12 protein-coding genes are annotated in these 13,595 nt (G+C 73.9%); 7 read left to right on the forward strand and 5 right to left on the reverse strand.

Features of this window, described 5'->3' with window-relative positions; translation table 11 throughout:
- The first annotated feature begins 95 nt into the window (after window positions 1–95).
- Together ACFQPP_RS12185 and ACFQPP_RS12190 are read left to right on the forward strand one after the other, a co-directional pair.
- Window positions 96–1,889, forward strand: coding sequence for an ABC transporter ATP-binding protein (locus ACFQPP_RS12185; RefSeq protein WP_376916909.1), 1,794 nt, complete (start codon window positions 96–98; stop codon window positions 1,887–1,889).
- Window positions 1,886–3,694, forward strand: coding sequence for an ABC transporter ATP-binding protein (locus tag ACFQPP_RS12190; RefSeq protein WP_376916910.1), 1,809 nt, complete (start codon window positions 1,886–1,888; stop codon window positions 3,692–3,694). Before ACFQPP_RS12185 ends, ACFQPP_RS12190 begins: the two co-directional genes overlap by 4 nt.
- Before the next feature lie 47 nt (window positions 3,695–3,741).
- On the opposite strand, the gene ACFQPP_RS12195 is transcribed toward ACFQPP_RS12190, so the two are convergent.
- From ACFQPP_RS12195 to ACFQPP_RS12205, 3 genes are all read right to left on the reverse strand, one after another.
- Entirely contained in the window at window positions 3,742–4,179 is a 438-nt protein-coding gene (locus tag ACFQPP_RS12195; protein ID WP_376916911.1) for a hypothetical protein, read from the reverse strand.
- Window positions 4,180–4,226: 47 nt separating this feature from the next.
- Complete coding sequence (locus tag ACFQPP_RS12200) at window positions 4,227–4,613, reverse strand: MGMT family protein (RefSeq protein ID WP_376916912.1); 387 nt, start codon at window positions 4,611–4,613, stop codon at window positions 4,227–4,229.
- 193 nt (window positions 4,614–4,806) lie between these two features.
- Window positions 4,807–5,697, reverse strand: coding sequence for a MurR/RpiR family transcriptional regulator (locus tag ACFQPP_RS12205; protein WP_376916913.1), 891 nt, complete (start codon window positions 5,695–5,697; stop codon window positions 4,807–4,809).
- Window positions 5,698–5,838: 141 nt separating this feature from the next.
- Between ACFQPP_RS12205 and ACFQPP_RS12210 the strand changes: the two genes are divergently transcribed.
- Window positions 5,839–7,785, forward strand: a complete 1,947-nt coding sequence (locus ACFQPP_RS12210; protein ID WP_376916914.1) for a glucose PTS transporter subunit IIA — start codon at window positions 5,839–5,841, stop codon at window positions 7,783–7,785.
- Between the two features lie 29 nt (window positions 7,786–7,814).
- On the forward strand, window positions 7,815–8,726 hold the full coding sequence (gene murQ, locus ACFQPP_RS12215) for an N-acetylmuramic acid 6-phosphate etherase (RefSeq protein WP_376916915.1): 912 nt from the start codon (window positions 7,815–7,817) through the stop codon (window positions 8,724–8,726).
- A gap of 213 nt (window positions 8,727–8,939) precedes the next feature.
- Here murQ and ACFQPP_RS12220 read toward each other — a convergent pair whose 3' ends face one another.
- Window positions 8,940–9,821 (reverse strand): DMT family transporter, encoded by an 882-nt coding sequence (locus tag ACFQPP_RS12220; RefSeq protein ID WP_376916916.1) that lies wholly within the window; start codon window positions 9,819–9,821, stop codon window positions 8,940–8,942.
- A 39-nt stretch (window positions 9,822–9,860) separates the two neighbouring features.
- Here ACFQPP_RS12220 and ACFQPP_RS12225 point away from each other — a divergent pair, with 39 nt between their 5' ends.
- A complete protein-coding gene (locus ACFQPP_RS12225; protein ID WP_376916917.1) occupies window positions 9,861–10,478 on the forward strand; it encodes a MarR family winged helix-turn-helix transcriptional regulator in 618 nt (205 codons plus the stop codon).
- Here ACFQPP_RS12225 and ACFQPP_RS12230 read toward each other — a convergent pair.
- The gene (locus ACFQPP_RS12230) at window positions 10,475–10,918 is read right to left on the reverse strand and encodes a GNAT family N-acetyltransferase (RefSeq protein ID WP_376916918.1); all 444 of its coding nucleotides are present in this window, start codon (window positions 10,916–10,918) and stop codon (window positions 10,475–10,477) included. The two genes, ACFQPP_RS12225 and ACFQPP_RS12230, sit on opposite strands and share 4 nt — an antisense overlap.
- Window positions 10,919–11,062: 144 nt before the next feature.
- Here ACFQPP_RS12230 and ACFQPP_RS12235 point away from each other — a divergent pair, with 144 nt between their 5' ends.
- Both ACFQPP_RS12235 and ACFQPP_RS12240 read left to right on the forward strand, forming a co-directional pair.
- A complete protein-coding gene (locus tag ACFQPP_RS12235) occupies window positions 11,063–12,226 on the forward strand; it encodes an ROK family protein (protein WP_376916919.1) in 1,164 nt (387 codons plus the stop codon).
- A gap of 52 nt (window positions 12,227–12,278) precedes the next feature.
- Window positions 12,279–13,556, forward strand: coding sequence for an extracellular solute-binding protein (locus tag ACFQPP_RS12240; RefSeq protein ID WP_376916920.1), 1,278 nt, complete (start codon window positions 12,279–12,281; stop codon window positions 13,554–13,556).
- Window positions 13,557–13,595: the final 39 nt, after the last annotated feature.

Raw genomic sequence — 13,595 nt, forward strand, 5'->3', positions numbered from 1 at the left:
CACCTCGAGACAGCATGAGGCGACCACCGACGCCTCGCCTCCCCCCATCGCACCGCCTTCCACGCGCGCCACGAGCGCGGCACCGAGGAATCCCCATGTCGTCCCAGCCCTCCGCGCCCACCCGGCCGCGCGTCATCCCGTCGCTCGGCAGGCTCATGCCGTACGTGCGCCCCTACCTCCCGCGGATGCTGGCGGGCGCGCTGGCCGCGCTCGTCGGCTCGCTGCTGGCGCTCGCCATCCCGCTCGTGCTGCGAGCCCTCGTCGACGGCCCGCTCGCCGTGGGCGACCGCGACGCCGTGTGGCCCGCCGCGATCGCGGTGCTCGCGCTCGGCCTCGCCGAGGCGATCTGCATCTTCCTGCGCCGCTTCTTCGTGCTGCAGCCGTCGACGTACGTCGAGGCGTCGATGCGCCGCGACCTCTACGCCCGCCTGCAGCAGCTGCCCGTCGCGTTCCACGACCGCTGGCAGTCCGGCCAGCTGCTGTCGCGCGCCGTGCAGGATCTCGGCACGCTGCGACGCTTCCTCGCGTTCGGCGCGGTGCTCTTCGTCGTGAACCTCGTGACGCTCGTCGTGGGCGTCGGCGTGCTGCTGTGGTGGAGCCCGCTGCTCGGCGGCCTGTTCCTGCTCCTGTCGCTGCCGATCGTGATCGTCGCGTTCCGCTTCGAGCAGACCTACCACCAGGTCTCGCGCAAGGCGCAGGACCAGGCTGGCGACCTCGCGACGACCGTCGAGCAGTCGGTGCACGGCATCCGCGTGCTGAAGGCGTTCGGCCGCGGCACGCACGCGCTCGAGGGCTTCACGAGCCAGGCGAGCGCACTGCGCAGCACCGAGATCGCGAAGGCGCGTCAGGATGCGTCGCTGTGGATGTGGCTGACGATCATCCCGTTCGTCTCCTACGCCGTGTGCCTGTTCGTCGGCGTGTGGCTCGTCACGGTCGACCAGCTCACCGTCGGCCAGCTGCTCGCGTTCTTCGCGACCGCGGTCGTGCTCAACTGGCCGATCGAGTCGATGGGCTTCCTCTACGCGTTCGCGATCGACGCCGCCAACGCATCCGTGCGCTTCCACGAGGTCATCGACACCGAGAACACGATCGACGACCCCGAGCGGCCGGAGACGATCGCCGAGCCGCGCGGTCGGCTGACGTTCGAGGGCGTGCGCTTCCGCTACCAGGACGCGCCCGAGGGCGAGCGCGACCTCGTCGACGGCGCCGACCTCGAGCTCGAGCCGGGCGAGACGATGGCGCTCGTCGGCTCGACCGGCAGCGGCAAGACCACCCTCACGGCGCTGCCCGCCAGGCTGTACGACGTCACGGGCGGCCGCGTGCTGCTCGACGGCGTCGACGTGCGCGACCTCACGCGCGAGGAGCTGCGCACCCACGTCGCCATGGCGTTCGAGGATGCGACGCTCTTCTCCCGCTCCGTGCGCGACAACGTGGCGCTCGGCGTGCCAGACGCCGACGAGGAGGTGGTCGAGGAGGCGCTGCGCATCGCGCAGGCCGGCTTCGTGCGTGACCTGCCGGACGGTCTCGACACCGTCATCGGCGAGGAGGGCATGTCGCTCTCCGGCGGGCAGCGGCAGCGTCTCGCCCTCGCCCGCGCCGTCGCGGCGAAGCCCGCGGTGCTCGTGCTCGACGACCCGCTGTCGGCGCTCGACGTCGACACCGAGGCGCAGGTCGAGGCGGCGCTGCGGCAGGTGCTCGCCGAGACGACGGCGCTCATCGTGGCGCACCGCCCCTCGACGGTGCAGCTCGCCGATCGCGTCGCCCTCATGCGCGACGGCCGCATCGACGACGTCGGCACCCATTCCGAGCTGCTCGCCCGCAACGAGCACTACCGCTTCGTGCTCTCGAGCCTCGAAGAGGCCGAGCGCAACCGGGAGGTGAACCTGTGAGCGTCCACGGCGTCTCCGGCGAGGACCGCGACGACTACACGAAGCAGGAGTCGCGGGCGATCAGGCTGCGCTCGCGCAGGCTGCTGCTCGAGCTCATCCGACCGCACCGCGGCCGCATCGCCTGGACGATGGCGCTCGTCGTCGTCTCGGCGGGCGCGAGCGTCGTCGGCCCCGCGATCATCGCCTACGGCGTCGACGTCGCGCTGCCCGCGATCCTCGACGGGCAGGACTGGCTGCCGCTGTGGGCCGCGACGATCGCGTACGTCGTCTCGGCGATCGCCGCGGGCGTGCTCATGTACGCCTACACGGTGTCGTCGGCCCGCATCAGCCAGGCCGTGCTGTTCTCGCTGCGGCGCAGGCTCTTCGACCACACGCAGCGCCTCAGCCTCGAGTTCCACGAGCAGTACACGTCGGGCCGCATCATCGCGCGGCAGACGAGCGACCTCGAGTCGATCCGCGACCTGCTCGACCAGGGCCTCAACGAGCTCGTGCGCGGCATCCTCTTCATGGCCTTCACGGGCGTCGCGATGGTGCTCCTCGACCCGCTGTCCGGCCTCGTGCTCGCCATCGCGCTCGTGCCGGCGATCCTGCTCACCCGCTGGTTCCAGGTGCGCTCGACCGTGCTGTTCCGCGAGACGCGCACGACGAGCGCGCGCATGATCGTCTACTTCGTCGAGACCATGACGGGCATCCGCGCCGTCAAGGCGTTCCGCACGGAGGCGCGCAACGAGGACGAGTTCGGCGAGCGCGTCGAGGACTACCGGTCGGCGAACCACCGCGTCATCTCGATCTTCGGCATCTACGAGCCCGGCATCGTCGCGATCGGCGCCGCCAGCATCGCCGCGATCGTGCTGCTCGGCGGCCTGCGCGTCATCGACGGCACGCTCGAGGTGGGCGTGCTGCTGGCGACGGCGCTGTACGCGCGGCAGTTCTTCCAGCCCATCCAGGGCGTCGCGATGTTCTTCAACGGCTACCAGTCGGCGTCGGCGGCGCTCGAGAAGATCTCGGGCGTGCTCGAGGAGCAGCCGACGGTGCCCGAGCCCGCGCAGCCCGCGGCGCTCGCGCGCGCGCACGGCCGCATCGACTTCGACGAGGTGCGCTTCGCGTACGCGACGGGCGGCGACGTGCTGCCGGAGCTCGACCTGCACATCCCGGCTGGCCAGACCATCGCGCTCGTGGGCACGACGGGCGCGGGCAAGACGACGCTCGCGAAGCTCGTGTCGCGGTTCTACGACCCGACCGAGGGCGCGGTGCGCCTCGACGGCGTGAGCCTGCGCGACCTCGCGAACGACGACCTGCGGCGCGCGGTCGTGATGGTGACGCAGGAGGCGTACCTCTTCTCCGGCACGGTCGCCGAGAACATCGCGCTCGGCAAGCCGGATGCGTCGCCGGCCGAGATCGAGGCGGCCGCTCGCGCCGTGGGTGCGCACGACTTCATCGTCGCGCTGCCCGACGGCTACGACACCGACGTGAACAAGCGCGGCGGGCGCGTGTCGTCCGGCCAGCGGCAGCTGCTGTCGTTCGCGCGCGCGTTCCTCGCCGACCCGGCCGTGCTCATCCTCGACGAGGCGACCGCGAGCCTCGACATCCCGAGCGAGCGACTCGTGCAGCAGGCGCTGCAGACGCTGCTCGCCGACCGCACGGCCATCATCATCGCGCACCGCCTGTCGACGGTCGCGATCGCCGATCGCGTGCTCGTCATGGAGCACGGACGCGTCATCGAGGACGGCTCGCCCGCCGAGCTCATCGCGGCCGGCGGCAGGTTCTCGAGCCTGCACCGCGCGTGGCGGGAGTCGCTCGTCTGAGCCTCGCCCGCGGGCGTCGCCCCTGTCGGGGCGGCGCCCGCGGCGCGTCAGAGGGTGGAGGCGCCGAGCCCGATGACCGCCGACAGGACGACGCCGACGAGCACGGAGGCGCCGACGCCCACGGCGGCTGCGGCGAGCAGTCGCCCGCGGTCGCGCACCACGAGGCCGCCGATGCCGAGGCCGATCGTCACGAGCGCGAGCACGACGTGCAGCACGACGAAGAGGCCGGAGATGCCGGCGATCGACGAGCCGCCGCCGTCGCCGGAGACGGCGGCGAGGACGGCGAGCTGCTGCGCGGGCCCGAGCAGCGTCACGAGCGCTGCCATCGCGATCGCCCCGATGCCGAGCGCGTTCGCGCGGCGCCGCACGCCGGGCGTGCCCGCCGATGGCTGCTGCCCCCATCCCGTCGGCGCGGGCTGCTGCGACTGCCGCGGCCATCCGGGCGGCGCGGGCTGCTGCGGATGCGGAGGCGGGGACTGCGTCATGCCGCGATCATCCGCCGTCGGGCTGCATGCGAGCCGTGCGCAGGCGCTCAGTCGGGCATCCAGCGCGCGCGGCGCTCGATGCGGAAGGGGGCGTCGGCGCCTGGCGCGGTCGCGGCGAGCGGGGTGCCCTCCGCCTCGTAGCGGGGGAGCGCGCGATCGTGGAGGCCGGCGGGCGGCAGCCCGCTCGCACGGACGACGCGCCACCACGGCAGGCCCTCCGAGTCGGTCGCCATGATGCGGCCGACGCGTCGGGCGGCGCGCGAGCCGAGCACGGCGGCGACCTCGCCGTACGCCATGACCCGCCCGGGCGGGATGCTCGCCACGAGCTCGTGCACGGCTTCGACGAAGGCGTCGTGCTCGGGGTCGCGCTCGGCCTCGCGCTCGTGGTCAGGTTCGTGCTCGTGCTCGCGCTCGGGGTCGTCCGGGTCGGTCACGCGCCCACGATACGTCGCGCGCTCGCTTCGGCCCGTGGTGCGTGCGTCTCGCAGGCGATCCCGGCACCGGAGGGGCATCCTCCCTCCGCCACCCCGGATCGCCTGCGAGACGCACGCTGCAAGCCTGCGAGACGCGAACTGAACGCGAGCCGCGACGCGCGCGACCCGCGACCCAGGCCGCGACGCGGATGCGTCAGGCCGTCGGCAGCGTGCGCCCCACCGCCGCGTACGTGCGGCGCAGCGCGTCCATCGCGCCGTCGGCGTCGAGCTGCGCGACGCCGATGTAGAGGCAGTCGCCGATCATGAGCTGCGCGATGCGGCTGCCGAGCGCGCCCGAGCGCAGCGGCGTCGCCTCGCGCGCGGCGGTGCGCAGCACGACGTCGGCGTGGCGGGCGAGCGGCGAGTCCTCGTGGTTCGTGATGGCGACGGTCGTCGCACCCGACTCCTTGGCGAGGCGCAGGAAGCGCACGGTCTCGTCGGTCGCGCCGGAGTGCGAGATCGCGATGGCGACGGCGGCGTCGTCGAGCACGGCCGCAGCCGTCCACGCCGCGTGCGGCTCGGGCCACTCGAGGGCGATGCGGCCGATGCGCGAGAGCTTGCGCTGCAGGTCGACGGCGACGATGGCGCTCGCGCCGACGCCGAAGAGGTCGACGCGCCTCGCGCTCGCGATGGCGCCGACCGCTGCGGTGAGGGCGGCCACGTCGATCGTGGCGGCGGTGTCGGCGATCGAGAGCGACTCGTTGGCGGCGACCCTCGCGACGACGTCGTCCATGCCGTCGCCCGCGGAGACGTCGGGGCTCGTGACGTCGACGGCGGCGATCGCGAGGCGCTCGCGCAGGTTCTGCTCGGTGAGCGCGCGGCGCAGGTCGCGGAAGCGCTCGTAGCCGACGGTGCGGGTGAAGCGCACGACGGTCGTCGTCGAGGTGCTCGCGGCGGCGGCGATCTCGCCGATCGATCGCGTCGCGAAGCCCTCGGGGTCGGCGAAGAGCGCGTCGGCGATGCGACGCTCGGAGGGTCGCAGGTCGTCGTAGCGGGCGCGCGCCTCGGTCAGCACGGCTCGCGGGATGCGCGGCTCGGTCGCCATGGCGCTCCTCTCGTCGCGTCGCAACGGTACCGACGGTGCGCGGCGCAGGGGCCGCGCTCGCCGTCGTGTACGCAATGTACATGGAACGTGTCAATCGGGTACCATCCATACCGTCACTCCCATCGACGCGAGGATCCACCCATGGCCGCACCCGAGAAGATCGCCGCCGAGCTGCTCCAGCACCTCGGCGGCGCCGACAACGTCGTCGGCGTCGAGCAGTGCATGACGCGCATGCGCGTGACGCCGCGCGACCGCGACCGCATCGACGAGACCGCCATCCGCGCCACCGACGGCGTGCTCGGCGTCGTCGACGACGAGACGTACCAGATCGTGCTCGGACCGGGCGCCGTCACGCGCATCACGACCGCCTTCCGCGCACGCCTCGCGGATGCGGGCGTCGACGCGAACGACGAGGCCGCGGCGCTCGCCGCCCGCGGCGCCGGCATGAAGGCGGCGCAGAAGCGCCGCAACGACACCCCGTTCAAGAACCTCATCCGCAAGATCGCGAACATCTTCGTGCCGCTGATCCCGGCGCTCATCGGTGCGGGCATCGTCGCCGCCGTGCGAGGCCTGCTCGTGAACTGGGATGCCGTCGGCGCCGCACCCGAGTGGGTCGCGGGGCTCATCCCAGCGCTCACCGCCATCGGCTCCGCCTTCTTCGCGTACCTCGCGATCTTCGCGGGCATCAATGCCGCGAAGGAGTTCGGCGGCACGCCCGCCATCGGCGGCGCCGTCGCCGCGATCATCGTCTTCCCCGGCATCGCCGACGTCACCTACGCGCTGCCCCTCGTGGGCGAGATCACGCTCGCACCCGGGCAGGGCGGCGTCATCGGCGCCATCTTCGCCGCCGTGCTCGCCTCGTGGATCGAGCGCGCGCTGCGCGGGCGCATCCCCGACGCCATCGACATCCTCGTCACGCCGACGCTCGCGCTGCTCGGCGCGGGCCTCGCGACGATCTTCGCCTTCATGCCGCTCGCCGGCGCGATCGCGACCGGCATCGGCGAGGGCGCCGTCTGGCTGCTGCAGGTCTCGGGCGTGCTCGCGGGCTTCGTGCTCGGCGGCCTCTTCCTCCCGCTCGTCATGCTCGGCCTGCACCAGGCGCTCATCCCCATCCACGCGACCCTCATCGAGCAGCTGGGCTTCACCCCGCTGCTCACGATCCTCGCGATGGCGGGCGCTGGGCAGGTGGGCGCGGCGATCGCGATCTGGATCCGACTGCGCCGCAACGCGTCGCTGCGCCGCGCCATCAAGGGCGCGCTGCCCGTGGGCGTGCTCGGCGTCGGCGAGCCGCTCATCTACGCCGTGACGCTGCCGCTCGGCCGCCCCTTCCTCACCGCGTGCCTCGGCGGCGCCGTGGGCGGTGCGGTGGCCGGCGCGTTCAACCAGCTCGTGGCACCGTGGGGCGCGACGGCCATCGGCCCGTCTGGCTGGGCGCTGCTGCCGCTGCTGCAGAGCGACGAGGGACAGGGCTACGCCATCCTCGCCTACGTCGTCGGACTGCTGGCCGGCTACGTCGCCGGGTTCGTCATCACGATGCTCTTCGGCTTCCCGAGGTCGCTCCTCGCCGAGCACGGCGGGGATGTCGACGAGGCGACCGCCGATGCGCCCGGCGCACCCGTGGTGGCGGCGCCCGGCACGCGCATCCACGTCGCGGCACCTGCCGAAGGGCGCATCGTGTCGCTCGACGACGTGCCCGACGCTGCCTTCCGCGACCGCACGCTCGGCGACGGCTTCGCCGTCGACCCCTCGAGCGGCCGGTTCGCGAGCCCCGTCGCCGGCACGATCACGGCGCTCTTCCCGACGGGTCACGCGTTCGGCGTGACGACGGCGGACGGGCTCGAGGTGCTCGTGCACATCGGGCTCGGCACCGTCGCGCTCGAGGGGGAGGGGTTCACGGTGCTGCGCGCCGAGGGCGACGCCGTCGAGGCGGGCGACGCGATCGTCGACGTCGACCTCGACGCCGTGCGCGGCCGCGTGCCCTCGCTCGTCTCGCCCGTCGTCGTGCTGAACGGCGACGCGTGGGCGATCGTCGAGCGCGACGGCGACGCACCCATCACGGTCGCCGCGACCGCCACGGCCGGCGCATGAGCGCCATCCACCCCTCGACAGGAGCTCCCGTGACCGACGACATCCAGGCGATCGCCGCGCTCGGCACCGAGCGTCGCAACCCGCGCACCGCCGATCTCGACACCCTCGACACGGCCGAGCTGCTCGCGCGCATGAACGACGAGGATGCGACGGTCGCCACCGCCGTGCGCGCCGTGCTGCCGCAGGTGGCGGAGGCCGTCGACCGCATCGCGGCCGCGCGCCGACGGGGTGGGCGGCTCGTGTACCTCGGGGCGGGCACGAGCGGACGGCTCGGGCTGCTCGACGCCGTCGAGTGCCCGCCGACCTTCGGCACCGACCCGTCGGAGGTGCTCGGGCTCATGGCTGGGGGGCGCGACGCGTTCGTCGTGGCCGTGGAGGGCGCCGAGGACGATCCTGCGCTCGGCGCGTCCGACGTGGCGGGCGTCGACGTCGGTCCCGACGACGTCGTCGTGGGGCTCGCGGCGAGCGGGCGCACCCCGTACGTCCTCGGCGGGCTCGCCGAGGCGCGCGCCCGCGGGGCTGCGACCGTGGCGGTCGCGTGCAACGTCGGCTCGCGCATCGGCGCCGCGGCCGACGTCGCGATCGAGGTCGACACGGGTCCCGAGGTGCTCACGGGCTCGACGCGCCTCAAGGCGGGCACGGCGCAGAAGCTCGTGTGCAACATGCTGTCGACCGCGAGCATGGTGCGCACCGGCAAGGTGTACGGCAACCTCATGGTCGACGTGCGGCCGACGAACGCGAAGCTCGTCGACCGTGCGCAGCGCATCGTCGCCGAGGCGACGGGCGCGGCCCCCGAGATCGCCGCCGACGCGCTCGCCGCCGCGGGCATCCACGCGAAGACCGCGGTGGTCATGCTGCTCGCCGCGTGCGACGCGCAACGGGCGCAGTCGCTGCTGGATGCGGCGGGCGGCGACGTGCGCGCCGCGCTCGCGGTCGCCTGACCGCCTCCAAGCCCGCCTGAGCGCCTCCGCGCCCGCGCCTGCGAGACGCGACCCGGCGTGCGGATGCGCCTCCGTCTCGCAGGCGATCCCGGCAGCGGAGGGGCATGTCCCCTCTACCTGCCCGGATCGCCTGCGAGACGCACGCGCGCGTCAGGGGTCGGGGCGCTCGCGCGGAGCGCGCGTCTGGGCGCGGGCGCTCGCGCGGAGCGCGCGTCAGGGCGCGGGCGCGGGGGCGGGGCGCCCAGCCGCGCGGGCGCGGGTCGCTCCGATCGCGACGGCGGCCATGACGAGCGCGATGCCGACGCCCTGCAGCACGGAGAGGTGCTCGCCGCCGATCACGACGCCGAGCAGCACGCCCGTCGCGGGGTTCAGCAGGGCGACGATGCCGACGGCGCCGGCGGGCAGGTGCTGCATGCCCGCGAACCAGCAGACGAAGGCGAGCGCGGTCGCGACGAGCGCGACGTACGCGTAGGCGGCGACGCCGACGGCGTCGACCCGGGGCGGCGCACCCTCGACGAGCACGGCGCACGGCGCGAGCACGAGCGCGCCCGCCGCGAGCTGCCAGGCGGTGAGGTGCAGCGCGGGCGTGCCGTCGTGCCAGCGCTTCGCGAGCACGGAGCCGAGCGACCACATCCCGAGGGCGGCGGCGCTCGCGACCACGCCTCGCACGTCGACCGCGTCGGCGCCCGCCGTGACGACGAGCAGCACTCCGGCGATGCCCACGCCCGCACCCACCACGAGCCTCGGCGTCGGCCGCTCGCGCGCGATCGGCCATGCGAGCGCCATGAGCACGATGGGGCTCGCCGCCATGACGGATGCGGCGATGCTCGAGGGCAGCAGGGTGGCAGCGACGTACACGAGCAGGAAGAACGCGGCGACGTTCAGCACGCCGAGCACCGCGGAGCGCCACCACCACGCGCCCGTCGGCAGGCGCCGGACGACGAGCAGCAGGACGAGGGCCGCGGGCAGCGCGCGCGACGCCGCGCCCCAGAGGGGAGCGTCGGGCGGCAGGGCCTGATGCGTGACGACGTACATCGATCCCCAGGACACGGGTGCGATCGCCGTCAGCAGCATCCACCGCCATTTCGCTTCCATGGAAGCGAAAGTATCTGACGGGGAAGGTATCGTGCAAGGGTGATCGACCCCGAGATGCCAGCGGTGCCCGAGGCCCCGCACGACGCAGACGAGCACGACCCAGACGGGCGCGACGTCGTCGACGCGATCGTCGCGCAATGGCGCGAGGTGCGCCCCGACCTCGACGCGAGCCCCGTCGAGGTCGTCGGGCGGATGCACCGGCTCGGGGATCGTCTGCGCGCGCGGGTCGTGACGCGGCAGCGCGACTTCGGCCTCGGCGAGGGGGAGTTCGACGTGCTGGCGACCCTCCGCAGGAACGCGGTGCCGCTGCAGCCGGGCCGGATCGCCGAGCAGACGATGGTGACGACGGGCGGGATGACGAAGCGCATCGACCGACTCGTCGCCGCGGGACTCGTGACGCGAGAGCGTGGCGCCGAGGACGGCCGCACGCGGGCCGTCGCGCTGACGGAGCGGGGCCGCGACCTCATCGACGAGGCGTACGCCGCGCACCTCGCCACCGAGCACGCGCTCGTCGCACCGTTGGGCGAGGCCGACCGCGTCGCGCTCGCGGCGATCCTGCGTCGGTGGACCCTGGCCCTCGACGCGCAGGACCCGCAGCCGCGGCGTCCGCGCCCGAGCGAGCCGAGCGTGCCGGACCGGGGCCCATCCGCGGGCTAGAGCGTGCGGCGGCCGATCTGGTCGCCGAACTCGGTCTCGCCGACGACCTCGAAGCCGATGGCGGTGAAGAAGGCGTTCGGGCCGAGCTCGCCGGGCTCCCAGATGGCGTAGAGCGCGTCGAAGCCGCGACGCTTGCCCTCCTCGGCCACCTGGCCGACCGCGTACGTGCCGACGCCCTGGCCCTGCGCGGTCGCGGCGACGTGCATGCGCAGCACGCTGCAGCGGTACTCGTCCTTCGTCGACTCGGCGTCGAAGTTGGCCATGATGTACGCCACGAGCTCGTCGCCTGCGTAGACCACGCGCGTCCACGTCGTCGACTGATCGACGTAGGCCTCGTTCGACGCGGGCACGAGGAAGGCCTCCTGGCCGCGCTTGAGCGTGAGGCCGTTCGCCGCCACGGCGTTCCTCGCGTTGAGCTCCTCGAGCCGCAGGTCGTCCATGGCACTCACCGTAGTCGACTCCACCGCGCGCTGCATCAGACCTCGGGATGACGCGTCCGGCACCGCCCGGGTGGGGCGCTCGTGACCGGATCGTGATCGAACGCGTCTTGCGCCGACGTTTGTATGGAAGGTGTACTAACAAACATGGCTCCCACGCAGGTCCGCTCCGACGCCGCCGTCGCCCTCCCGCGCGACGCGTTCGCGAGCGGAGCGCCCAGGCGCCAGAAGGTGCTGCCCGAGCACGCCCGCGCGCACAACCGCACGCTCGTGCTGCAGACGCTGCTCGACGCGGGCCCCTCGTCGCGCGCCGACCTCGCCCGCGCGACGTCGCTCACCCGCGTCACCGTCTCGGACCTCGTCGCCGAGCTCGTCGCCGAGCACCTGCTCGTCGAGCTCGGCACGCGCGAGGGCGTGCGGCCAGGCAAGCCCGCGACCCTCGTCGACCTCGCGCGCGACGCCTTCCAGATCGTCGGCCTCGACCTCTCCGACGCCGTCGCGTTCCGCGGCGCGCTCGTCGCCGTCGACGGCACGGTGCTGGACCGCGCCGAGGTGCCCACGCGCGGCCGCACGGGAGAGGCGGCCGTCGCGCTCGTGCTGCAGCTCGCCCGCACGCTGCGCGACCGCGCAGGCACCGGCATCGTGGGCATCGGCGTCGGCACCCCCGGCGTCGTCGACGTCGACGGCGTCGTGCTGCAGGCCCCCAACCTCGACTGGCACGGCCTCGCGCTGCGCGACCGCATCGCCGCCGAGCTCGGCGTGCCCGTGCACGTCGCGAACGACGCCAACGCCGCGCTGCTCGCCGAGCGCGGCCGCTCGGACGCCGACCTGCTCGTCGTGCGCATCGGCCTCGGCGTCGGCGCGGGACTCGCGGTCGGCGGCGTGCCCGTGCGCGGCACCCGCTCGGCCGCGGGCGAGATCGGCCACGTGACCATCGGGACGGACGGAGGGCCGCGCTGCGCGTGCGGCCGCGACGGCTGCCTCGAGGCGTGGCTCGCCGAGCCGAGGCTGCGCCACGCGCTCGCCGTCGCCGACCCCGACGACCACGACCGCATCCTCGAGGAGGCCGGGCACCGCCTCGGCATCGCGCTCGCACCCATCGTCGGCGTCCTCGACCTGCCGCGCGTCGTCGTCTCGGGCCCCGCCGACCTCGTCGACGGACCCCTCGCGCGCGCCGCCGAGCGCACGCTGCGCGAGCGCACCCTCGACGACGGCCAGGAGGTCGTCGTCGCCATGACCGAGCACGGCGACGACGTCGTCGTGCGTGGAGCCGCGATGCTCGTGCGCTCCGGAGAGCTCGGGGTCGCGTGACCCCCGAGAGTCGGCGGGCCAACCCGCCGGTCGCCCTAGGAAAGGACCACGCATGAGGAAGATCGCATTCGCGAGCGTCGCCGCAGTCGGCGTGCTCGCCGCGGCCGGCTGCAGCGCCGGCAGCGCCGACGGCGACGGTGGCAGCGGCGGCGACGACGGCGCCGAGCTCACCGTCTGGCTCGTCGGCACCGACACCCCCGACGAGGCACGCGAGCTGCTGCAGCAGCAGTTCGCGGACGAGCATCCCGGCTCGACCATCGTCATCGAGGAGCAGTCGTGGGACGGCCTCGTCGACCGCCTCACGACGGCGCTCTCGGGCTCCGACAGCCCCGACATCGTCGAGATCGGCAACACCCAGACGCCCGCCTTCACCAGCGCGGGCGCCTTCCTCGACCTCACCGACCACTACGAGGACCTCGGCGGCGACGACCTGCTGCCCGGCTTCGTCGAGATCGGCACGTACGAGGACGCCTTCTACGCCGCGCCGCTCTACTCGGGCGCACGCGTCGTCTACTACGACACCGCCGCGTACGAGGCGGCCGGGCTCGAGGTGCCGACGACGCTCGACGAGTACGCGTCGAACGCCGAGGCGCTCGCAGCCGCCAACCCCGGCGCATCCGGCCTGTGGTGGCCCGGCCAGGACTGGTACAACGGCCTGCCCTTCGTGTGGGAGCACGGCGGCGAGATCGCCGTGCCCGACGGCGAGGAGTGGGATGCGCAGCTCTCGAGCGACGAGTCGGTCGCGGGCCTCGAGCAGGTGCAGCAGGTCATGCAGGGCGCCTCGCGCGCCCCTGTCGACGCCAACGAGACGAACCCGCAGGTCGGGTTCTGCGACGGCACGAGCCTGCAGGTCTCGGCACCGAACTGGGTGCGCGGATCGATCCTCGCGCCCGCCGACGCCGAGACGCCCGGCTGCCCCGAGGTCGAGGCGACGCTCGGCGTCTACGCGATGCCCGGCATGGATGGCGGCGCCGCGCAGGTCTTCGCCGGCGGCTCGAACATCGCCATCTCGGCGCAGACCGAGCACCCCGAGCTCGCGCTCGACGCCATGCGGATCATCCTCGGCGAGGAGTTCCAGACGGTGTACGGCGAGAACGGGCTCGTGCCCGCACGCGTCTCGCTCGCCGACACGCTCGGCACCGACGCGTCGGCCGAGGCGTCGACCGCCGCTGCTGCCAACGCCCGACTCACGCCGGCGTCGCCGAGGTGGGCCGACGTGGAGGCCGCGGGCATCATGCAGGACCTGTTCGTGAGCATCGCCCAGGGCGGCGACGTGCAGGCCCTCGCCGAGCAGGCCGACGCCGACATCGAGGCCATCCTCAACGGCTGACGCCCTCGAGGGGGCCCCGGCCGAGCGCCGTGGCCTCCT

Source organism: Agrococcus sp. GCM10030265 (assembly GCF_042666675.1).
Lineage (GTDB): Bacteria > Actinomycetota > Actinomycetes > Actinomycetales > Microbacteriaceae > Agrococcus.